Here is a 19,839-nt window from a genome sequence, read left to right as displayed (position 1 = left end):
ATGGCTCAGCGGGTGACCAGGGCGAAGCCTCCGGCAGGCACGGAGACCGGGACCACTCGCCCCCGGGGACGGTGCTGCGCGACCAGGCGGCCGCGGCGGTCGTAGGTGCGGACGGTGGCGCGACCGCGGCCCGCCAGGCGTACGGCGGTCCGCTCGACGCGACCCGAGACGCTCGAGAGCAGCGCGGTGCCGTGGCCCGCGCCCCGCAACACGAGGCGCGACACCACCGGCTCGACCATGACGGCGTCGAGCTTCGCGGGTCCTGCCGGCGTCGTCGTGCGGGCGGTCAGCCGCCGGGCGCCGGCCGGCAGCAGCCGGCGCACCGTCACGGGCAGGAGTGCCCCGGGCGCCGGTGAGTCACCCTGGGCGCCGATGCGACCGGAGCGCACGGCGCCGAGCACGCGGCCTCGCGCGGCGAACGTCGTGACCGCGCGGCTGCCCGGCTCGAGGTCGAGCACCGGGATCACCAGCGAGCGGCCGAGCCCCGAGACGTCGAAGGTGGCCTTGCCGGCCCCACCGTCGCGACCGAGGGTGGCGTAGCCGGTGCCGCCGTACAGCGACTCCCCCGTCCACAAGTCCGTGGGCCGCTGCGCCGAGGCGCGTCCCGACAGGGTCGCGTCCTCGGCCTGGAGGGTCCGGGTGCCCCGACGGACCGCGACCCGGGCCACGCGCGCCGCTGCGGCGACCCGCGGGTGCGTGTCGAGGGCGATCATGGAGAGCAGCCCGTGGATCGTCGACTCGGCCCCCGAGTTGCGGTTGACCTCGCCGGTCGCGGAGATGCCGTCGAAGGTGCGCCCCGTGGCGGGGTCGTACATCGGGGTGCCCGCGGGGTTGGCGCCGAAGTACCAGGCAGCGACGAGCCCGGCGAGGTCGCGCGCGGCCGCCTTGCCGGTGGCGTCGTGGGTGGCGAGGAGCGACTGCAGGCGGGAGTCGGCGCCGTAGGCGATCTGCGAGGTGTCTCCACGCGTCGGCATTCGGCCGTTGTCGGGACCTCCCGAGGTCAGCAGCCACGGGTCGAAGACGAAGGAGTCGGCGGCCGCCACCGCAGCCAGCGCGAGCTTGTCCAGCGCCTGCGAGGCGCGGCTGAGGGCGGCAGGCATCTGCGAGCCCCAGGCGTGCCAGAGCGAGCGGGACAGCGCCCACGGACGCACGCCGCCGAACGGCCAGGTGCGGGCGTCTCCGCCGCGCAGCATCGCGACGCCGCGCGCGAGCCGGGCGAGTGCGGGGCGCACCGTGGCGCCTGGGCCGGGGCCGGCGGCCTCGACGTACGCCGCCAGGCCGAGGATCGCCTCGGACGTGGCGTCGGCCCCGTCCGCGATCAGCCAGGCCGGCTGGCGCAGGCCGTCGATGTCGAGGTACTCGCCGTACTTGTCGAGCACCTGCCGCTGCACGGCGTCCAGCGAGAGCAGCAGCCGCTCCTGCAGGAACGCGGCGAAGGCCGGATCCGTGCGCGCGAAGGCGGCGTACCCCTCCCCCAGCGCCCACAGGGTGCGGGCCACCCAGTAGGACGCGTCGCTGTCGGAGGGGTCCGGCAGCTCGACGGGCTCGGCGCTGGGGTTGAGGGTGCCGTCGGGCTGCATCCACAGCACCACGTTGCCGGCGTCGGGGCCGGTCGTGGTCTGCAGGTAGGTGAGCCCGCGCAGCAGGTCGTAGGCGCGGTCGCGGCTGGTGGTGGCCCCGGTCGCCCGCCAGTGGCGCAGGTAGACCACGGCGGCCCGGCTGATGTCGTCGGCGTTGAAGGCGCCCTGCCCCCAGGTGTCGGTCGCCTGGTCGTAGGCGCCGCCGCCGACGTGGCGGTAGGTCCCGTCGCCGTTGGGCTCGGCGTAGGTCCACAGCATGCCGATCTCGGGCTCGCTGTCGAGGCGGTACGTCGTGTGGCCGGCCTGTGTGGGCGGAGCGACGTCGTCGCCGAGCCAGTCGAGGTGGGCCAGGTTGGTCAGCCGTCCGGCGGCGGGGGCGTCCGGCAGGCCGGTGGACGCGGCCTGCGCGGCCGTGGCCGAGCTGGGTGCCGGCGTCGCCGGGGCGGCGGGGGCGGGCGGTGCGACGACCAGTCCGACCAGCGCGGTCATGGTCGCCAGCGCTGCCGCGACCGTGGTGGGGTGGGACATGTGAGCTCCTCGGGGCGAGCGGTCCGCGGTCATCCCTTGACCCCGGAGCCGATGTCGGAGGCGGTGAACCGCTTCTGGAAGGCGATGAACAGCGCCACCGCGGGTGCCGCCAGCACGACCGACCCGGCGAGGATCGCGCCGTACGGGTTGGCCGCGCGGCCGGCGACGTTGCTGATGTAGTTGGCCAGCGATACCGCGAGCGGCTGCATGCTGGTGTCCTTGGTGACCAGGAACGGCCACAGGAACTCGTTCCACGGCCCGATGAAGGTGAGCAGGACCGCGGTGACCAGCGCCGGGCGGACCAGCGGCAGCGCCACCGACCAGAGGATCCGCAGCTCGCTGGCGCCGTCGAGCCGGGCGGCCGAGAACAGGTCCTCGGGCAGCTGGCGGAAGAACTGGCGGAAGATGAACACCGCCGTCGAGTTGATGGCGAACGGCAGGATCATCCCGAGGTAGCTGTCGGCGAGGCCGTAGGTGCGCACGATCATCACGTAGATAGGGATGATCAGCAGCTGGAACGGGATGATCTGGACCAGCAGCATCGTGGCGAACAGCGTGCCCTGACCGCGGAACTCCAGACGGGCCAGCGCGTAGCCGGCCAGGACGCCGAACACGACCGTGCCGAGGAGCACGCCGCCGGTGAAGATCCCCGAGTTGACCAGGGACTGCACGAGGTCGACCCGGGAGTTGATCTGCGTGTAGTTGTCGAGAGTGAAGCCGCCGGTGGGGAACGCCCCCTTCACCGAGGTGTCCGGCTTCCTCTGCAGCGAGCCGACAATCATGTAGTAGAAGGGGAAGAGGAAGACCGCGGAGCCCAGGAACAGCCCGACGTAGCGCAGGACCCCCCTCACGCCGAGGCGCTTCCTCTCGGCTGCGGAAGCGTGGTGCTGCTCCTCGGGCACGTCGGGCGCGTCTCGTACGTCTCGCACGTCGTGGACGGCCATGTCAGTCCCTCTCCAGCAGTCGGCGGTTCACCAGCGAGATCAGCAGCACGAGGATCACCAGGATCACGCCGATCGCGGAGGCGGTGTCGGGGTTGCCCTGCTCGATGCCGCGCTGGTACATCAGGAGCACCGGTGATGTGGAGGCTCCGTTGGGCCCGCCGCCGTTGGTGAGCAGGTAGGGCTCGGTGAAGAGGTTGGCGCCCGTGATCGTGGCCAGGATGACCACGAGCAGGGTGGCCGGTCGCACACCGGGCACCGTCACGTGGCGGAACACCCCCAGTTTGGAGGCGCCGTCGGTCTCCGCGGACTCGTAGAGCTCCTTCGGCACGTTCTGCAGCGCGGCGAGGTAGAGCAGGATGAAGAAGCCGAGCTGCTTCCAGGTCACGAACAGCGCGATCACCGGCATCGCCAGCGTGCTGTTGACCAGCCAGGACGGGTCCGGCGCGAGCGGGCCCAGGATCTGGTTGACCATGCCGCCGTCGCTGAAGAGGAACAGCCACACGGCCACGAGCGCCACGCTGGCGGTGACGTAGGGGACGTAGTAGGCCACCCGCAGAAACGTCCGGCCGCGGATCGCGCCGTTGAGCGCGGTGGCCAGCACCAGGGACAGCACGACCGTGAGCGGGACGTTGATGACGAGGAAGACCCCGACGTTGACCATCGACTCCCGCACGTCCGGGTCCGCCAGGACCGTGCGGTAGTTGTCGAGCCCCACGAACGGCCGGTCCACCTGGGCCCCGGGCGCCGCGAAGAAGTAGTCGTGGAAGCTGATCCAGACCGCGAAGCCGAGCGGCCAGGCGAACACGAGCGCGAGGAAGACGGCGTACGGCGCGGACAGCAGCATCCCCACCGGGTGACGGCCCACGACGGCCGTCACCCACGCGGGTGCCCCCTTCCGCGTCCGCGCCGTGCTCCGCGGCGCCTGCAGCGTGCTCACCCGGCCCGCCTCAGCCCTGGCCGGCGAGCTCGGTGACGTCGTCGGACGCCGCGCCGACGGCGTCGTCGACGGACTCCTCGCCGAAGATCACCGAGGAGCTGTAGGCGTCACGGAAGGCCTGCCAGATCTCGATCGAGTTGGGCACGTTGGGCACCTCGACCGTGCGCGACGCCTGGTCGGCGAAGACGGCGTACTCGGGGTGCGACTCGAAGTACTCGGGGTAGGTGCCGGCCAGGTCCTCGCGCATCGGCATCTGGCCGGTGGTCTCCAGCAGCGCGCCGTCCTGCTCCTCGCTGGTCGCGAACTTCAGGACGTCGAAGGCCGTGCCCTGGTTCTCGCAGGCGGAGTAGAGGGCGATGTTCTTGGCGTCGGAGAAGGTGTAGGTCTCCTCGGCCGGCGTGCCCTGGGAGGTCGGCACGGGCACCGCGCCCCAGTTGACCGAGTCACCGTAGACGGCGATCGCCCAGGGGCCGACGATCGACATCGCGGCCTTCCCGTCGGCGAAGGAGTCACCGTTGTACGGCTCCTGCTGGGCGTAGCCCTCGCTGTACATCGTGGCCCAGAAGTCGGCGACGGCCTTGCCCTCGTCGGAGTCGAACGTCGCCTTCTCGTCCTCGACCAGCTGGGTGCCGCCGGTCTCGGCGGCGTAGAGCGGGTAGAAGTCGAACCAGGACTGGAAGAACTCGCTGGTGGGCGCCGGCCAGATCGCCGCCTGCGCAGCCTTGCTGTCGACGATCTTCTTGCTGGTGGCGAGGAACTCGTCGTACGTCGCCAGCGGCGGGTTCTCCGGGTCGACGCCGGCCTTCTTCATCAGGTCCTTGTTGTAGAAGATCATGACCGGGTTGGCCTTCCACGGGATCTGGTAGTACTCCCCGTCGGGCGACTGGTACTGCTCCGCCACGTCGCCGGAGCGCTCCTCGACGTAGTCGGTGCCGCCGTCGAACTGCCCCAGCGACACGAGCCCGCCCTGCTTCTGGAACTGCGGCACGGCCGCCGGCGAGGTGTTGAACACCAGGCAGGGGGCGTTGCCGGCGGTGATCGCGGCGCCGATGACCTCCTCGGAGCTCTGACCCGCGGGGATCTCCTGGGCGGTGATCTTCTCGTCGGGGTGGTCGGCGTTCCAGGCCTTGACCATGGCCTGGCCCCAGGCGATCTCCTCGGGGTTGTTGGAGAGCCAGACCTTGATCTCGCCGTGGTCCTCGGCCCCGCCGGAGCCGCCTCCGTCGCCGCCGCAGGCCGCGACCGTGAGCGCCAGCGCGCCGAGCGCGGCTGCCATTGCCTTCGTTCTCATGGTGTCTCCCATCAGTGCGTCGCTGTCGCGGCGCGGTGGCTGTGCGTGAGGTGGTGCGTGTCGTGGTGCGAGATCAGGTGGTGGGTCGAGCGGGCGCGGGGCCGGTGGAGCCCCGGACGACGAGGCGCGGCGGATCCAGGCGGACGTCCGCGGACTGCCGCTGCTCGACCAGGTCGAGCAGCCGGGTCGCGGCCGCCCGGCCCCAGCCGATGACGTCGGTGGTGACCGTGGTGAGCGGCGGCTGGAGGTGCGCCGCGAGCTCGGTGTCGTCGTACCCGGCGATGGACAGCTGTCCGGGCACGTCGACCCCCCGCGCGACGGCCACGGCGAGGCCGGCCATCGCCATCAGGTCGTTGGCGTAGACGACCGCGGTCGGTGGCTCGGCGAGGTCGAGCAGGTGCGTGGTGGCGCTCGCCCCGGCCTCGGCGGAGAAGTCGGCCTCCACGAACGGGCCCGGCTCGAGCCCGGCCGCCTCCAGCGCCGCGGCCCACGCCGTACGCCGCGAGCGACCGTGCACCATCGCCGACGGGCCCCCGACGTGGGCGATGCTGGTGTGCCCCAGCCCCACCAGGTGCTCGACGACCGCGGTGATGCCCGGGCCGTCGTCCACCCCGACCGCGGGCCAGAACGCCTCACCCAGGTCGGGACCGACGATCACCGCGGGCAGGCCCACCTCGGCCAGCAGGGCCGGGCGGTCGTCGTCGACGTGGAGATCGGTGAGCAGGACACCGTCGACCCTCCCCTGCTCGGCCAGCCGCCGGTAGGACGCGTGCCCGGCGTCGTCGGCGGGCACGATCTGCAGCAGCAGCGCGTAGCCGGCCTCGGCCAGCACGCTCTCCACCCCGGCGATGAACGACGGGAAGAAGGGGTCGGACCGCAGCGTCTCGGGCGGCCGCGCGATGACCAGGCCGAGCGCGAGCGACCGCGACACCGACAGCGCCCGGGCCCGTGAGCTCGGCGTCCACCCCATCGACCGGGCGGTCTCCAGGATCCGGTCGCGGGTGTCCGGCGCGATCCCCGGGCGGTTGTTGAACGCGAACGACACCGCACCCTTCGACACCCCCGCCGCGCGGGCCACGTCGTTGATCGTCGGCCGTGTCACGCTCGTCACTAAACCGGTTTAGTGGTGGGAGTGTCAAGGGTCACATCAATTCCTTTGCCGTCTCCCGTCGACGTGTGGTTTGGTCACCAACCGCACGTCTCGGGCCTCCGAACGTGCGGTCTGTGACCAAACCGCAGGGTTCGCGGCTCACCTCGGGGCGGCGACGGTCCGCCCTCGGGCAGGAGCCAGTCAGGCTCCGGATGGGAGCAACGACATGACGGCGCGGCTGGCGGCACTCTCGATCGACGCACTGGACCCGCAGGCGCTCGGGCGGTTCTGGGCCGGGCTCCTGGGGTGGGAGACCGGCCACTCCTCCCCCGACCTGGTCAGCCTCACGCCACCTGACGATGCGGGGTTCCGACTGCAGCTCCTGCGCACCCAGGAGCCCAAGACCCTGCCCAACCAGATGCACTTCGACCTGACCAGCACGTCGCTGGAGCAGCAGGAGGAGACGGTCGGGCGCGCGCTGGCCCTGGGCGCGCGCCGCCTCGACATCGGGCAGGGGCCGGACGCCACGCACGTGGTGCTCGCGGACCCCGAGGGCAACGAGTTCGACGTGATCGAGCCGGGCAACAACTTCCTCGCCGGCTGCGGGTTCATCGGCGCGATCTCCAGCGACGGCACCCAGCAGGTCGGCTACTTCTGGAGCCAGGCGCTTGGGTGGCCGCTGGTGTGGGATCAGGACGAGGAGACCGCCATCCAGTCGCCCCGCGGCGGAACCAAGATCACCTGGGGCGGCCCTCCGGTGCGCACCAAGATGGGCAAGAACCGGCTCCACTTCGACCTCGTGGCAGCCGACGGCGACCAGCAGGCGGAGGTCGAGCGCCTGCTCTCTCTGGGCGCCACCCACGCCGACATCGGCCAGGGCGACGTCGACTGGGTAGTCCTGGCCGACCCCGACGGCAACGAGCTCTGCGTCCTCGCCTCCGCCTAGGCGGAGGCCCAACCCCCTGCGGTTTGGTCACAGACCGCACGCCGAAGGCCCGCGAACCTGCGGTTGGTGACCAAACCGCAACGTCCGTCACCCGCCGACGTACGCCGCCAGGTGCTCGCCGGTGAGCGTCGAGCGGGCCGCGACGAGGGCGGCGGGGGTGCCCTCGAAGACGACGGTGCCGCCGTCGTGGCCGGCGCCGGGGCCGAGGTCGATGATCCAGTCGGCGTGGGCCATGACCGCCTGGTGGTGCTCGATGACGATCACCGACCGGCCGGAGTCGACCAGCCGGTCGAGCAGGCCGAGCAGGTTCTGGACATCGGCGAGGTGCAGGCCGGTGGTGGGCTCGTCGAGGACGTAGACGTCGCCCTTCTCCGCCATCTGCGTGGCCAGCTTGAGGCGCTGACGCTCGCCGCCGGAGAGCGTGTTGAGGGGCTGGCCGAGGCTGAGGTAGCCCAGACCGACGTCCTCGAGGCGCTCCAGGACCTTGTGGGCGGCCGGCGTCCGGGCCTCGCCGTCGGCGAAGAAGGCCTCCGCCTCGGTCACCGACATCGCCAGCACCTCGGCGATGTTCCGCCCACCCAGCGTGTACTCCAGCACGGCCGCCTGGAAGCGCCGGCCCTCGCACTCCTCGCACGGCGACTCGACCGTCGCCATGACGCCCAGCTCGGTGAAGATCACCCCCGCGCCGTTGCACGTGGGGCACGCGCCCTCCGAGTTGGAGCTGAACAGCGCCGGCTTGACGCCGTTGGCCTTGGCGAAGGCCTTGCGGATCGGCTCCAGCAGTCCCGTGTACGTCGCCGGGTTGCTGCGCCGCGAGCCGCGGATCGCGCCCTGGTCGATCACCACCACGCCTTCGCGGCCGGCCACGGAGCCGTGGATGAGCGAGCTCTTCCCCGAGCCAGCCACCCCGGTGACGACGCACAGCACCCCGAGCGGCACGTCGACGTCGACGTCGCGCAGGTTGTGGGTGGCCGCGCCCCGCACCTCGAGCGAGCCCGACGGCTCGCGGACGACCTCCTTGAGCGTCGCCCGGTCGTCCAGGTGCCGCCCGGTGATCGTGTCGCTGCCGCGCAGGGCCTCCACGGTGCCCTCGAAGCACACCTCGCCGCCACCGGAGCCGGCCCCCGGTCCCAGGTCGACGACGTGGTCGGCGATCGCGATCGTCTCGGGCTTGTGCTCGACCACCAGCACGGTGTTGCCCTTGTCGCGCAGCTGCAGCAGCAGCTGGTTCATCCGCTCGATGTCATGGGGGTGCAGGCCGATGGTGGGCTCGTCGAAGACGTAGGTGACGTCGGTGAGCGAGGACCCGAGGTGGCGGATCATCTTGGTGCGCTGCGCCTCTCCCCCGGACAGCGTCCCCGCGGGTCGGTCCAGCGAGAGGTAGCCCAGACCGATGTCGGTGAACGAGTCGAGCAGGTGGCGCAGGCCCTGCAGCAGCGGCGCCACGGACGGCTCGTCCAGCTCGCGGACCCACGCGGCCAGGTCGCTGATCTGCATCCGGCTCAGCTCGGCGATGTTGCGACCGCCGATGCGCGAGCCGAGCGCCTCCTTCGTCAGCCGCGTGCCCTCGCACTCGGGACAGGTCTGGAAGGCGACCGCCCGCTCGACGAACCGGCGTACGTGGGGCTGCATCGCCTCGGGGTCCTTGGACAGCATCGACTTCTGGATCTTGGGGATGATCCCCTCGAAGGTCAGGTTGATGCCCTCGACCTTGATCTTGGTCGGCTCGGCGTGGAGCATCGTGTCGAGCTGCTTCTTGCTGAATGACGCGAGGGGCTTGTCCATCGGCAGTCCGACGCCCTCGAAGAGCCGGCCGTACCAGCCGTCCATGGAGTACCCCGGGATCGTCAACGCCCCCTCGCTCAGCGACTTCGTCTCGTCGTAGAGCGCGGTCAGGTCGATGTCGCTGACGTTGCCCATGCCCTCGCAGCGCGGGCACATGCCGCCGAGGTAGACCGCGTCCTTGACCACGCTCTTCTCGACCCGGCCGCCCTTGTCGGTCGACATGACCCCGCTGGCCTTGCGGGTGGGCACGTTGAAGGAGAACGCCGTGGGCGGTCCGACGTACGGCGTGCCGAGGCGGCTGAACAGGATCCGCAGCATCGCATGGGCGTCGGTGGCCGTCCCCACGGTGGAGCGCGGGTTGGCGCCCATGCGCTCCTGGTCGACGATGATCGCGGTGGTGAGGCCCTCGAGCAGGTCCACCTCCGGACGCGACAGCGAGGGCATGAAGCCCTGCACGAACGCGCTGTAGGTCTCGTTGATCATCCGCTGCGACTCCGCGGCGATCGTCGCGAACACCAGCGAGCTCTTCCCGGACCCCGAGACTCCGGTGAACACCGTGAGGCGCCGCTTGGGGATCTCGACGCTGACGTCGCGCAGGTTGTTGACGCGGGCTCCCTGGACTCGGATCAGGTGGTGGCGGTCGGCGGGGTGCGTGCTCATGGGTCTCCATCCGTGGTGCTCTCCGGGGCGCGGCGCCCAGACTAGGGCTGTTGACCGCCCTCGCCGGTCGTCCTCATCGCCGACGGCTGAGCGCGGCGGAGTGTGACATCCGCCCCGCCGAGTGGCGCGCGCAGGAGCACGGCGTTCTGCGCCCGGACCGGCACACTGGCGGGATGCTGCACCGACACCCGTTCCTGAGCCTGCTGACCGGCGGCTACCTCGCGTTCGTCGCGTGGCTGACGCTCACCCCGCAGCCCATCGGCGCCGACGACGAGCAGCTGATCCTCCGCGCCCTCGACGCACTGCACCGCCGCGGGTACGCCGAGTCGGTCGACTACGCCCGCCTGGAGTTCCTGGCCAACATCGCGCTGTTCGTGCCGATCGGGATGTTCCTGCTGCTGCTCCTCGGCGCCGGGCAGTGGTGGCTGGCCGGGATCGGCTCCTTCGCGCTGACCGTCGCCATCGAGACCGCGCAGCGGCAGATCCCCGGCCGCGTCTCCGACGACCGGGACCTGCTCGCCAACACCGTCGGCGGCCTCATCGGCATCGCCGTGGCGCTCGTGCTGACGGCGCCCGCCACCCTGCGGCGACGACGACGCCGCAGGGTGCCGGCCACGGCTCGCTGAGGACCTACGACGTCTGGTCGGTCTCGTCCTGGAGGCGGTCGATCTGCTCGGAGGCCTCGGCCTTGGTGAGGTCGGCGGTCAGCGTCTCCCCCGCGTCGCGCGCCAGCTTGTCGAGGTAGCTGCGCTGCGCACCGGTCATCGGCTCGTCGCCGGTGACCCAGTCGGAGGGGTCCTTCTCGGTGGTGTTGCCGGAGTCGCCGCCCAGGACGTCGGTCTCGCCGGGCTCGGCGGCCGCGGTCGAATGTGTGTTCGAATCAGTCATGGTCCCACCGTAGCGCGCGGTGCCGACAGGTCAAGTGCCGATCCGGCGCCGGTCAGGGCTCGAGGAGCACCTTGATCGCCCGCCGCTCGTCCATGGCGCGGTAGGCCTCGGCGGCCTGGTCGAGCGGCAGCGTGAGGTCGAAGACCCGGCCCGGGTCCATCCGCCCCGCGAGGACGTGGTCGAGCAGCTCGGGCAGGTAGCGGCGCACGGGGGCCATGCCGCCGCGCAGTCCGACGTTCTTCTGGAACATCCGCCCCACCGGAAGCTCCACCCCGTGGGGCACGCCCACGAAGCCGACGGTCGAGCCGGGTCGCGCCACGGCGAAGGCGGTGCCCATCGCCTCCCCGGTGCCGACGCACTCGAGGACGGCGTCGGCGCCGATGCCGCCGGTGATCTCCTTGACCTCGGCGGCCCCCTCACGGCCGCGTGCCGCGACCAGGTGGGTGGCGCCGAAGGCCGTCGCGATCTGCTGGCGCGACTCGTGTCGCGACATCGCGATGACCTTCTCCGCGCCCATGACGGAGGCAGCGAGCACCCCGCAGAGGCCCACGGCGCCGTCGCCGACGACGACGACCGTGCCGCCCTCCGGGACGCCGGCCGCGACCGCGGCGTGCCAGCCGGTCGGCATGACGTCGGAGAGCGCGAGCAGGGAGGGCACCAGCGCGGGGTCGGGGGCGCCGTCGAGCTTGACCAGGCTGCCCTCGGCCTGGGTCACCAGGGCGTACTCGCCCTGCCCGCTGGTCGTCATGCCCAGGTTGGTGCACGCGGACTGGACTCCGGCGACGCAGTGGGCGCAGGTGTTGTCGCAGTGGCAGAACGGCACGATCACGTGGTCCCCCGGCCGGAACGACGTCACCTCGGAGCCGACCTCCTCCACCACGCCGAGGCACTCGTGCCCGATCGTGCTGCCAGCCTCGAAGTCGCTCTCGCCCCGGTAGGGCCACAGGTCCGAGCCGCAGACGCAGCCGGCGGTGACCTTGACGATGGCGTCGGTGGGGCTCTGCAGGACCGGGTCGGGCACCTCGGAGACGCGGATGTCACCGGGGCCGTGGAGGGTGGTGGCGCGCATGCGATCCATCCTCCCACCCGTGCCGCCGCGGCCCCGCTGGGGCGGCGCGACGCGCCCGCGGCCAGCGTGTTTGCCTTATCTCACATGTGAGTTACCGTGAAGATATGGCATTGGACTACAAGGGCCGGATCGGTCACCTGATCCGCGACGCGCGCAAGCACCGCGGACTCACCCAGCACCAGCTCGCCTCGCTGCTCAACACCAGCCAGAGCGCGATCAACCGGATCGAGAAGGGCCACCAGAACCTCTCCCTGGAGATGCTGGCCCGCATCGGCGAGGCCCTCGACTCCGAGATCGTCGCGCTCGGCGCCGGACCCACCCACCTGCGGGTCACGGGTCCCACGACGCTCTCGGGCTCCATCGACGTCAAGACCTCCAAGAACGCCGGCGTCGCCCTCCTGTGCGCGACCCTGCTCAACCGCGGGCGCACCACGCTGCGCAAGGTCGCGCGCATCGAGGAGGTCAACCGCCTGCTCGAAGTGCTCAACAGCCTCGGCGTGCAGACCAAGTGGCTCAACGACCAGAACGACCTCGAGATCGTCCCGCCCAAGGAGCTCGACCTGGGCCACATCGACGAGGAGGCTGCCCGCCGTACGCGCTCGATCATCATGTTCCTGGGCCCCCTGCTGCACCGCTCGGACGCCTTCGACCTGCCCTACGCCGGCGGCTGCAACCTCGGCACCCGCACCGTCGAGCCCCACATGTCGGCGCTGCGGCCCTTCGGTCTCGAGGTCAAGGCGACCGAGGGCTCCTACCACGCGCAGGTCAACCGGGCGATCGAGCCGGGGCGGCCGATCGTGCTCACCGAGCGCGGCGACACCGTCACCGAGAACGCGCTGATGGCCGCCGCGCTGCACCCCGGCACGACGATCATCCGCAACGCCTCGTCCAACTACATGGTCCAGGACCTGTGCTTCTACCTCCAGCGCCTCGGCGTCGAGGTTGCGGGCATCGGCACCACGACGCTCACCGTCACCGGCAAGGAGGTGATCGACGTGGACGTGGACTACTCCCCCAGCGAGGACCCGATCGAGGCGATGTCGCTGCTCGCGGCCGCGATCGTCACCAAGTCGTCGATCACGATCCGCCGGGTGCCCATCGAGTTCCTCGAGATCGAGCTGGCGCTGCTGGAGGAGATGGGGCTGAGCTACGACCGCACCGAGGAGTACGTCGCCGCCAACGGCGCCACGCGCCTGGTCGACCTGACCACCCGTCCCTCGGACCTGCACGCGCCGCTGGACAAGATCCACCCGATGCCGTTCCCCGGCCTCAACATCGACAACCTGCCGTTCTTCGCGGTCATCGCGGCCACGGCCGAGGGGCAGACCTACCTCCACGACTGGGTCTACGACAACCGGGCGATCTACCTCACCGACCTCAACAAGCTCGGTGGGCACGTCCAGCTGCTCGACCCGCACCGCGTGATGATCGAGGGCCCGACGCACTGGACCGGCGCCGAGCTCATGTGCCCGCCCGCCCTGCGGCCGGCGGTGGTCGTCCTGCTCGCGATGCTGGCCTCGCGCGGCACCTCGGTCCTGCGCGGCACCTACGTCATCCACCGCGGCTACGAGGACCTCGCCGAGCGCCTCAACCAGCTGGGTGCCTCCATCGAGACGTTCCGCGACATCTGACGTCGGCCGCAGGGTCGCCGGCCGTCGGTCGGCGACCCCTGCGGTTTGGTCACAGACCGCACGTCTGAGCGCCTCGAACGTGCGGTTGGTGACCAAACCGCAGGGGTGACGAGCCCAGGCTCAGTCGAAGAGGGTCTCGACCCAGGCCCGGGCAGGCGCGCGCGTGGTCGGCGGCGCCTCGGTCATGTCGGCGGTGATCCGCGGCAGGGGCGCGGTGTGCTGGCCGGCGTGCCGGTGCCAGTCGAGCTCGGCCTCGGTGAGCGCACCGAGGTCGAGGCGCGACAGGAAGACGCCGTGCCCCTCGGGGCACTGGCTCACCTCACCGCCGCCGAGCGCACGCGACACCATGTCGGCGCCGCAACGAGGACAGCTCATGGACTCCATCCTCCGACCGTAGACCTCCACGCACGACGGTGGCGGACGCGCGCCGCGGCCCTCGCACCGGTCCAGACACCTGCCGCGGAAGGCCCCTCCGACAGCGGGGACGCGAGGCCGCCGGGAGGCGATCTCGACCAGGTCTCACGAGCCGCCACGAAATTGCAGCCGCGAGGTGGATACTGCACCCCGTGACGTCACCGCTGACGGGGTTCGCCTTCCTCGACGAGGTCCAGGCGCAGCCAGGGTCCGTGCTGGCGTTCGCGCACCGGGGCGGGGTCTACCACCCGGAGATCGAGGGCCTGGAGAACACCGCCGCGGCCTTCCGGCACGCCGTCGCGCTCGGCTACGACTACCTCGAGACCGACGTGCACCTCACCCGCGACGGCGTGCTCCTGGCCTTCCACGACGACGTGCTCGACCGGGTCACCGACCGCACGGGCAGCGTCGCCTCGGCGACGTACGAGGAGGTACGCCAGGCACTGGTCGGCGGTCGTGAGCAGGTCCCGACGCTGGAGATGCTGTTCGAGGAGTTTCCGCACGCGCGGTTCAACATCGACCTCAAGTCCGACGCGGCCGTGCCGGCGCTGGCCGACTTCGTCGCGGCGCACGACGCCTGGGACCGCGTCCTCGTGGGCTCCTTCAAGGCGCGCCGGCTGCAGCACTTCCGCAAGCTGACCCACGGCCGGGTGCCCACCTCGGCGCACCCGTTCGAGGTCGTGGCGTTCCGCCTGCTGCCCAGCGGCCGTCTCGCGCACCTGCTGACCCGCCGCCGCGTGGCCGCCCTGCAGATCCCGCACCGTCGGCGTCGGGTGGTCATCGCCACCCGCGGGCTCGTACGCCGCGCGCACGCCGCCGGGCGGCACGTCCACGTCTGGACCGTCGACGCCCCCGCCGAGATGACCGAGCTGCTCGACCGCGGCGTCGACGGCCTCTTCACCGACCGCACCGATCTGCTCAAGACCGTGCTCCAGCAGCGCGGCCAATGGAGGGAGACCACATGACGACCCAGACCAGCGGTGTCGCCGATCTCGGACCGCTCAACCGCGCCCGGGAGCAGAGGGCCTGGTACTGGTACGACTGGGCCAACAGCGCCTACGTCACCACGATCGCCACGGTCCTCTTCGCGCCGTACCTCACCTCGGTCGCCGAGCAGGCCGCCTGCGGCTTCGTCACCGACGAGGACAAGGGCCTGAAGTGCACCGACAACCTGCAGGTCCTCGGCCTGGGGATCTCGCCGGGCTCGCTGGTCTTCTACGTCGTCACGGTCGCGACCATCTTCTCGGCCCTGCTGCTGCCGATCGTGGGCGCGATGGCGGACCGGTCGGCCAAGAAGAAGAACATCATGGCGGGCTTCGCCTGGGCCGGCAGCCTGGCGGCCGGCTGCATGTTCTTCGTCGCCGGCGACAACTGGCAGCTCGGGGTGCTGCTGCTCTTCATCGCCAACATCTGCCTGGGCTCGTCGCTGGTCGTCTACGACGCGATCCTGTGCCAGATCGCCGAGCCCGACGAGCGCGACCGCGTGTCGTCGCGCGGCTGGGCGATGGGCTACCTCGGCGGCGGGCTGCTGCTGGCCGTCAACCTCGCCGTCGTGACCCTGCACGACTCCCTGGGCATGAGCACCGGCATGGCCGTGCGGGTCAGCATGCTCTCCGCGGCGATCTGGTGGGCGGCGTTCACCTTCATCCCCTACCGCGTCATCCGCAACCGCGAGCCGGTGGCCGTCGAGCGCGAGCCGGGCGGGCTGGTGCGGCAGAGCTTCGGGCAGCTGGGCGCCACGTTGAAGGACATGCGCAACTATCCGATGACGCTGACCTTCCTGCTGGCCTACCTCTTCTACAACGACGGCATCCAGACCGTCATCGCCTCGGCGTCGATCTACGGCGACAAGGAGCTCGGCTTCGGCACCTCGGTGCTCATCGCGACGATCCTCCTGGTGCAGTTCGTGGCCTTCTTCGGCGCTCTGCTCTTCGGCAGGCTCGCCGCGCGCAGCGGCAGCCGCAAGATCATCCTGGTCGGCCTCGTGATCTGGATGGTCATCGTGACCGTCGGCTACTTCATCCCCGAGAAGAACCTCGCGATGTTCCTCGGGTTGGCCGTGGGGATCGGCATCGTGCTCGGCGGCACCCAGGCGCTGTCGCGCTCCTTCTTCAGCCAGCTCATCCCCCGCGGGAGGGAGGCGGAGTACTTCTCGCTCTACCAGGCCTGCGAGCGCGGCACGAGCTGGCTGGGCACGCTGGTGTTCGGTGTGGTCCACCAGGTCACCGACTCCTACCGGCCGGCGATCTTCGCGCTCATCTTGTTCTTCGTCGTCGGCGGCGCCCTGCTCTACCGCGTCGACCCGCGCCGCGGCATCGAGGACGCCGGCAACGTCGTCCCGCAGGTGGTCTGAGCCCCTCGGCTCGGCTCACACCCCTTGCGGTTTGGTCACAGACCGCAGGTTCGAGGCTCCCGAACGTGCGGTTGGTGACCAAACCGCAAGGGTTCAGGCCCCCAGGAGACGTGACAGCGCCCCCGGCGGAGCGAGGCGGGGTCGGCGGCAATTGCCGGAATCTTTGGGCCCCTCGCTAACGTTGAACAGATACGGACCCGACCCCCCACGGTCCAGACCGGGATTCACCGGCCTGCGTAGTGGGTATAAGGCCCATAAGAAATTCCACGGGGGAAACACTAGTTTGGAGGTGCCTCAATGGCGGAGCGCACACTGCGTGGCGCACGGCTCGGAGGCCAGAGCTTCGAGGACGAGCGCGGGATCGAGTTCGCTGCCCGGCAGCAGGTCGGTTACCGGTGCCCTCAGGGGCACGTGTTCGAGATCACCATGTCGGTCGAGGCCGACGTGCCGGCTATCTGGGAGTGCCCGCGTTGCGGCGCCGAGGGGCTCAGCACCGACGGCATCGAGAAGGTCGAGAAGGCCGAGAAGCCGGCGCGCACCCACTGGGACATGCTCCTCGAGCGTCGTTCCGAGAAGGAGCTCGAGGACATCCTCAAGGAGCGCCTGGACCTGCTGCGCGGAGGCGAGATCGGCCCTGCCCATCTCCACCGCGCCAACGCGAAGAAGCGCAAGGCCACGGCCTGACGGCTCGACGCACGTGACGCCCCGATCCGGCACTGCCGGGTCGGGGCGTTTCATGTACGCCGCCGTCCGCACCGGCCACACCACGAGGCGAGCCCAGCGGGGTGAGTCAGCGGGGCGGGTCGTCGACGACGTCACCCTGGACGACGTCACCGCCCGCTCCGCCGGGCGCCCCCGGTCCCTGCGGACCGGCACCCGTGCCGCGCGTGGCGGCCCGGCGCGTGGTCGCCACGACGACCCGGCGGGTGGCGAAGGTGGTGAGCAGCCGGCGGAACGCGGGGCGGGTCACGGGCAGGATCAGCAGGATGCCGAGGAGGTCCGTCACGAAGCCGGGGCTGAGCATCAGGGTCCCGCCGATGAGGATCAACGCCCCGTCGGCGAGCTCGCGGGCGGGCATCTTGCCGCTCCCGATCGCGGCGTTCAGCGACCTCCAGGCGCGCGCGCCCTCACGCCGGATCAGCCAGCCGCCGATGATGCTGTCCACGACGAGCAGCAGGATCGTCCACCACGGGCCGATGACCTGCCCCACCTGGATCAGGACGAAGATCTCGAGCAGCGGCACGACGACCAGCGCCAGGACCAGCAGCCCGCCGAGGCCGCGGCGGCGCTGCGGGCTCATCGGCCCGCCCCCCGAGGACGACGCCGCACGGCACGGCGTACCTGCTGGGTCCGCTCGGCCACACCCCACTGCGTGATCCGCAGCAGGGACTCCCGTGCCACGTCGCCGGTCATCTTGGAGTCACCGCGCACCCGCTCCACGAACTCGATGGGCACCTCGCGCACGGTCAGGCCGGCGTGCAGGGCCCGCGTCACGAGGTCGGTCTGGAAGACGTAGCCGGTGGAGCGCACCGCGCGGAGGTCGATCTTCTCCAGGGTGCTGCGCCGGAAGAGCCGGAAGCCCGACGTCGCGTCGCGCACGGGGATGCCCAGCAGCAGCCGGACGTAGAGGTTGCCGCCGCGCGAGAGCGCCTGGCGCGTCCACGGCCAGTTGACCACCGACCCCCCCGGGATCCACCGGGCGCCCACGACCAGGTCCGCCTCGCGCAGCGCCGCCAGCAGCCGGTGCAGCTGCTCGGGCTGGTGCGAGCCGTCGGCGTCCATCTCGCCGATGACGTCGTAGCCCTGCTCGAGGGCCCATCCGAAGCCCTCGACGTACGCCGCCCCCAGGCCCGCCTTGGTGGCGCGGTGGAGCACGCGCACCTGCGGGTCCTGCGCGGCGAGGGCGTCCGCGATCTCGCCGGTGCCGTCCGGGGAGCGGTCGTCGACCACGAGCACGTCCACGTCCGGCTGCGCGCGGCGCAGCCGCTGGATGATCCAGGGCAGGTTGTCGGCCTCGTTGTAGGTCGGCACGACCATCACGACGCGTCCGAGGTCGTCGACGCTCATGTCAGTACCTCGTCCCTGGTGGGCTCGACCGGCGCGGGCAGGGCGCCCGCGGTGCTGGGCCTCCGACGATACGGGAGCCGGCCCAGGAGGACGCCCACCACGGTCAGCACCGCGCACGCCCGCGAGATCCACGGCGCCAGGCGCACCCCGGGGGTGACGCCGTCCATGAGGCCGACCTCCTCCAGCAGCACCGCCCTGGTGCGCGGGTCGGCGGTGGCCACGACGTCACCGTCGGGCGAGATGATCCCGGAGATCCCGTTGGTGGACGCCACCACGAGCCACTTGCCGGTCTCGACCGCGCGCAGCCGCGTCATCGCGAACTGCTGGTCGATCTGGTCGGTGAAGATGAAGCTGGCGTTGCTCGTCTGCACCGTGAGGAGCTCCGCGCCGCGCGTCACCTGGTCGTAGATGCCGTCGTCGTAGGCGATGTCGAAGCAGATGGAGTCCGCGATGCGGATGCCGGCCACGTCCAGGGGGGTCACGCGGGTGCCGCTGAGCATGTCGCGCGGGATCATCGCCAGCTTGCCGAACGTGCCGGAGAGGTACTTGCGGAAGGGGATGTACTCGCCGTACGGCACCGGGTGCCGCTTGGTGTAGCGCTCCCCCGCCCCGGTCTCGGGGTCCCACACGATGCCCTGGTTGAGCACGTGGTCGGGCCCGGCGTCGACGATGCCGCCGACCACGACCGGCACCCCGATCGCGGTGGTCGCCTCCCGGATGCCGGCGTTGACCGTGGCGTCGGAGAACGGGTCGCTCGCGGTGGAGTTCTCCGGCCACAGCACGAAGTCCGGCTGGGGCGCGGCCCCGGAGGCGACCTGCTCGGCGAGGTCGACGGTCGCGTCGACGTGGTTCTGGGTGACCTGCTCGAAGTCGTAGAGGATGTCGTTGCCGGGCCCGGGCACGTCGCCCTGCACCGCGGCCACGGTCGCCGAGCCCGAGCGCTCCAGCTCGTACGGCGCGAGCGCGGGCAGCAGCGTCAGCGCCAGCAGCCCGACGGCCGCGCCGCCGGCGGCGAGCCGGGTGCGCCCGGGGGCCTGGACGGTCCACGCGAGCAGGCAGCCCAGGGCCGCCAGCAGCAGGCTGACCCCGACCGCGCCGACGTAGGCCAGCGCGGGTGCCACCGGGGTGTCGACGACCGCGAACGACAGCCGGCCCCACGGCATGCCGCTGAAGGGCCACCCGCTGCGGACCACCTCCATGCTCACCCAGGCGCACGCCGCCCACAGCGGCCACAGGCGCCGGCGGTGCAGCACCGCCGTCACGGAGCCGAGGGCGCCGTAGAAGAGCGCCTCGATGCCCGACAGCGCCGCCCAGGCGTCGGGGCCGATGGAGTCGCGCATCCACCAGATGTGGGTGAAGTAGAAGGCGACGCCGAAGGCCAGGCCCGGCACCCACCCCGAGCGGGCCAGCAGCCCGCGGGTGCTCAGGACGAAGCCGGCCACGGCCACCGGGACGACGACGGGCCAGGCCACGGGCTCGAACGCCACGGAGAGCAGCAGGCCGGCGGCCAGCGCAAGGAGGGTCCGCTGCAGCACAGGGTGAAAACTACCGGGTCCCCCGAGGCGCCGCCGCCGAGCAGGTCCGGAGGGGCCCCCGGCCCCGTCGGCCGTCCCCGTCACGACCGGCTGCCGGGGCCAGGACGTTGTCTAGGGGGCG

18 protein-coding genes are annotated in these 19,839 nt (G+C 71.5%); 6 read left to right on the top strand and 12 right to left on the bottom strand.

Translation table 11 applies throughout. The features are described 5' to 3' along the window. Nucleotides 1-5 precede the first annotated feature (5 nt). The 5 genes from E4622_RS06790 to E4622_RS06770 form a co-directional block, all read right to left on the bottom strand. Complete coding sequence (locus E4622_RS06790) at nucleotides 6-2,108, bottom strand: hypothetical protein (RefSeq protein ID WP_134739255.1); 2,103 nt, start codon at nucleotides 2,106-2,108, stop codon at nucleotides 6-8. A 29-nt stretch (nucleotides 2,109-2,137) separates the two neighbouring features. Then, nucleotides 2,138-3,052 carry a carbohydrate ABC transporter permease gene (locus tag E4622_RS06785; protein WP_167735989.1) on the bottom strand — a complete coding sequence of 305 codons (915 nt, stop codon included), beginning with the start codon at nucleotides 3,050-3,052 and terminating at the stop codon, nucleotides 2,138-2,140. Nucleotide 3,053: 1 nt separating this feature from the next. Next, nucleotides 3,054-3,989 carry a sugar ABC transporter permease gene (locus E4622_RS06780; protein ID WP_245155911.1) on the bottom strand — a complete coding sequence of 312 codons (936 nt, stop codon included), beginning with the start codon at nucleotides 3,987-3,989 and terminating at the stop codon, nucleotides 3,054-3,056. A 10-nt stretch (nucleotides 3,990-3,999) separates the two neighbouring features. Next, on the bottom strand, nucleotides 4,000-5,280 hold the full coding sequence (locus E4622_RS06775; protein ID WP_134739254.1) for an extracellular solute-binding protein: 1,281 nt from the start codon (nucleotides 5,278-5,280) through the stop codon (nucleotides 4,000-4,002). Between the two features lie 73 nt (nucleotides 5,281-5,353). Continuing rightward, nucleotides 5,354-6,382, bottom strand: coding sequence for a LacI family DNA-binding transcriptional regulator (locus E4622_RS06770; RefSeq protein ID WP_209021800.1), 1,029 nt, complete (start codon nucleotides 6,380-6,382; stop codon nucleotides 5,354-5,356). A gap of 214 nt (nucleotides 6,383-6,596) precedes the next feature. Between E4622_RS06770 and E4622_RS06765 the strand changes: the two genes are divergently transcribed. After that, nucleotides 6,597-7,316, top strand: coding sequence for a VOC family protein (locus tag E4622_RS06765; RefSeq protein ID WP_134739252.1), 720 nt, complete (start codon nucleotides 6,597-6,599; stop codon nucleotides 7,314-7,316). Between the two features lie 87 nt (nucleotides 7,317-7,403). On the opposite strand, the gene E4622_RS06760 is transcribed toward E4622_RS06765, so the two are convergent. Next, the gene (locus E4622_RS06760; protein ID WP_134739251.1) at nucleotides 7,404-9,761 is read right to left on the bottom strand and encodes an excinuclease ABC subunit UvrA; all 2,358 of its coding nucleotides are present in this window, start codon (nucleotides 9,759-9,761) and stop codon (nucleotides 7,404-7,406) included. Between the two features lie 173 nt (nucleotides 9,762-9,934). Here E4622_RS06760 and E4622_RS06755 point away from each other — a divergent pair, with 173 nt between their 5' ends. After that, nucleotides 9,935-10,387: a VanZ family protein gene (locus E4622_RS06755; protein WP_134739250.1), complete on the top strand. Its 453-nt coding sequence runs from the start codon at nucleotides 9,935-9,937 to the stop codon at nucleotides 10,385-10,387. Nucleotides 10,388-10,391: 4 nt separating this feature from the next. On the opposite strand, the gene E4622_RS06750 is transcribed toward E4622_RS06755, so the two are convergent. Both E4622_RS06750 and E4622_RS06745 read right to left on the bottom strand, forming a co-directional pair. Continuing rightward, a complete protein-coding gene (locus tag E4622_RS06750) occupies nucleotides 10,392-10,649 on the bottom strand; it encodes a DUF3072 domain-containing protein (protein WP_134739249.1) in 258 nt (85 codons plus the stop codon). Nucleotides 10,650-10,701: 52 nt separating this feature from the next. Further along, nucleotides 10,702-11,718, bottom strand: a complete 1,017-nt coding sequence (locus tag E4622_RS06745) for a zinc-dependent alcohol dehydrogenase family protein (protein ID WP_134739248.1) — start codon at nucleotides 11,716-11,718, stop codon at nucleotides 10,702-10,704. Between the two features lie 104 nt (nucleotides 11,719-11,822). Here E4622_RS06745 and E4622_RS06740 point away from each other — a divergent pair, with 104 nt between their 5' ends. Then, nucleotides 11,823-13,349: a UDP-N-acetylglucosamine 1-carboxyvinyltransferase gene (locus tag E4622_RS06740; RefSeq protein WP_134739247.1), complete on the top strand. Its 1,527-nt coding sequence runs from the start codon at nucleotides 11,823-11,825 to the stop codon at nucleotides 13,347-13,349. Nucleotides 13,350-13,469: 120 nt separating this feature from the next. On the opposite strand, the gene E4622_RS06735 is transcribed toward E4622_RS06740, so the two are convergent. Continuing rightward, the gene (locus tag E4622_RS06735; protein WP_167735988.1) at nucleotides 13,470-13,724 is read right to left on the bottom strand and encodes a zf-TFIIB domain-containing protein; all 255 of its coding nucleotides are present in this window, start codon (nucleotides 13,722-13,724) and stop codon (nucleotides 13,470-13,472) included. 191 nt (nucleotides 13,725-13,915) lie between these two features. Here E4622_RS06735 and E4622_RS06730 point away from each other — a divergent pair, with 191 nt between their 5' ends. The 3 genes from E4622_RS06730 (at nucleotide 13,916) to E4622_RS06720 (ending at nucleotide 16,800) form a co-directional block, all read left to right on the top strand. Then, nucleotides 13,916-14,728, top strand: a complete 813-nt coding sequence (locus tag E4622_RS06730; protein ID WP_134739245.1) for a glycerophosphodiester phosphodiesterase — start codon at nucleotides 13,916-13,918, stop codon at nucleotides 14,726-14,728. Continuing rightward, nucleotides 14,725-16,116, top strand: coding sequence for an MFS transporter (locus E4622_RS06725; protein ID WP_134739244.1), 1,392 nt, complete (start codon nucleotides 14,725-14,727; stop codon nucleotides 16,114-16,116). Before E4622_RS06730 ends, E4622_RS06725 begins: the two co-directional genes overlap by 4 nt. A gap of 297 nt (nucleotides 16,117-16,413) precedes the next feature. Further along, entirely contained in the window at nucleotides 16,414-16,800 is a 387-nt protein-coding gene (locus tag E4622_RS06720; protein ID WP_134739243.1) for an RNA polymerase-binding protein RbpA, read from the top strand. 106 nt (nucleotides 16,801-16,906) lie between these two features. Here E4622_RS06720 and E4622_RS06715 read toward each other — a convergent pair whose 3' ends face one another. The 3 genes from E4622_RS06715 to lnt are packed head-to-tail and all read right to left on the bottom strand — an operon-like array spanning nucleotide 16,907 to nucleotide 19,718. Beyond that, a complete protein-coding gene (locus E4622_RS06715; protein WP_134739242.1) occupies nucleotides 16,907-17,416 on the bottom strand; it encodes an FxsA family protein in 510 nt (169 codons plus the stop codon). Beyond that, nucleotides 17,413-18,183, bottom strand: coding sequence for a polyprenol monophosphomannose synthase (locus E4622_RS06710; protein ID WP_209021799.1), 771 nt, complete (start codon nucleotides 18,181-18,183; stop codon nucleotides 17,413-17,415). The genes E4622_RS06715 and E4622_RS06710 overlap by 4 nt, the downstream gene beginning before the upstream one ends. Beyond that, complete coding sequence (gene lnt / locus E4622_RS06705; RefSeq protein WP_134739241.1) at nucleotides 18,180-19,718, bottom strand: apolipoprotein N-acyltransferase; 1,539 nt, start codon at nucleotides 19,716-19,718, stop codon at nucleotides 18,180-18,182. The genes E4622_RS06710 and lnt overlap by 4 nt, the downstream gene beginning before the upstream one ends. Nucleotides 19,719-19,839: the final 121 nt, after the last annotated feature.

The organism is Nocardioides sp. 503 (assembly GCF_004522095.1).
GTDB lineage: Bacteria > Actinomycetota > Actinomycetes > Propionibacteriales > Nocardioidaceae > Nocardioides.
The sequence above is the reverse complement of the archived record's forward strand: the minus strand, read 5'-3'. Positions and strand labels throughout refer to the sequence as shown.

What these genes read in the sequence shown, in the direction of transcription:
- E4622_RS06740 (WP_134739247.1), top strand. Translation starts at nt 11,823, where the DNA reads ATGGCATTGGACTACAAGGGCCGGATCGGTCACCTGATCCGCGACGCG.
- E4622_RS06710 (WP_209021799.1), bottom strand. Translation starts at nt 18,183, where the DNA reads ATGAGCGTCGACGACCTCGGACGCGTCGTGATGGTCGTGCCGACCTAC.
- E4622_RS06760 (WP_134739251.1), bottom strand. Translation starts at nt 9,761, where the DNA reads ATGAGCACGCACCCCGCCGACCGCCACCACCTGATCCGAGTCCAGGGA.
- E4622_RS06785 (WP_167735989.1), bottom strand. Translation starts at nt 3,052, where the DNA reads ATGGCCGTCCACGACGTGCGAGACGTACGAGACGCGCCCGACGTGCCC.
- E4622_RS06715 (WP_134739242.1), bottom strand. Translation starts at nt 17,416, where the DNA reads ATGAGCCCGCAGCGCCGCCGCGGCCTCGGCGGGCTGCTGGTCCTGGCG.
- E4622_RS06720 (WP_134739243.1), top strand. Translation starts at nt 16,414, where the DNA reads ATGGCGGAGCGCACACTGCGTGGCGCACGGCTCGGAGGCCAGAGCTTC.
- E4622_RS06765 (WP_134739252.1), top strand. Translation starts at nt 6,597, where the DNA reads ATGACGGCGCGGCTGGCGGCACTCTCGATCGACGCACTGGACCCGCAG.
- E4622_RS06790 (WP_134739255.1), bottom strand. Translation starts at nt 2,108, where the DNA reads ATGTCCCACCCCACCACGGTCGCGGCAGCGCTGGCGACCATGACCGCG.
- E4622_RS06725 (WP_134739244.1), top strand. Translation starts at nt 14,725, where the DNA reads ATGACGACCCAGACCAGCGGTGTCGCCGATCTCGGACCGCTCAACCGC.
- E4622_RS06745 (WP_134739248.1), bottom strand. Translation starts at nt 11,718, where the DNA reads ATGCGCGCCACCACCCTCCACGGCCCCGGTGACATCCGCGTCTCCGAG.
- E4622_RS06775 (WP_134739254.1), bottom strand. Translation starts at nt 5,280, where the DNA reads ATGAGAACGAAGGCAATGGCAGCCGCGCTCGGCGCGCTGGCGCTCACG.
- E4622_RS06755 (WP_134739250.1), top strand. Translation starts at nt 9,935, where the DNA reads ATGCTGCACCGACACCCGTTCCTGAGCCTGCTGACCGGCGGCTACCTC.
- E4622_RS06735 (WP_167735988.1), bottom strand. Translation starts at nt 13,724, where the DNA reads ATGAGCTGTCCTCGTTGCGGCGCCGACATGGTGTCGCGTGCGCTCGGC.
- E4622_RS06750 (WP_134739249.1), bottom strand. Translation starts at nt 10,649, where the DNA reads ATGACTGATTCGAACACACATTCGACCGCGGCCGCCGAGCCCGGCGAG.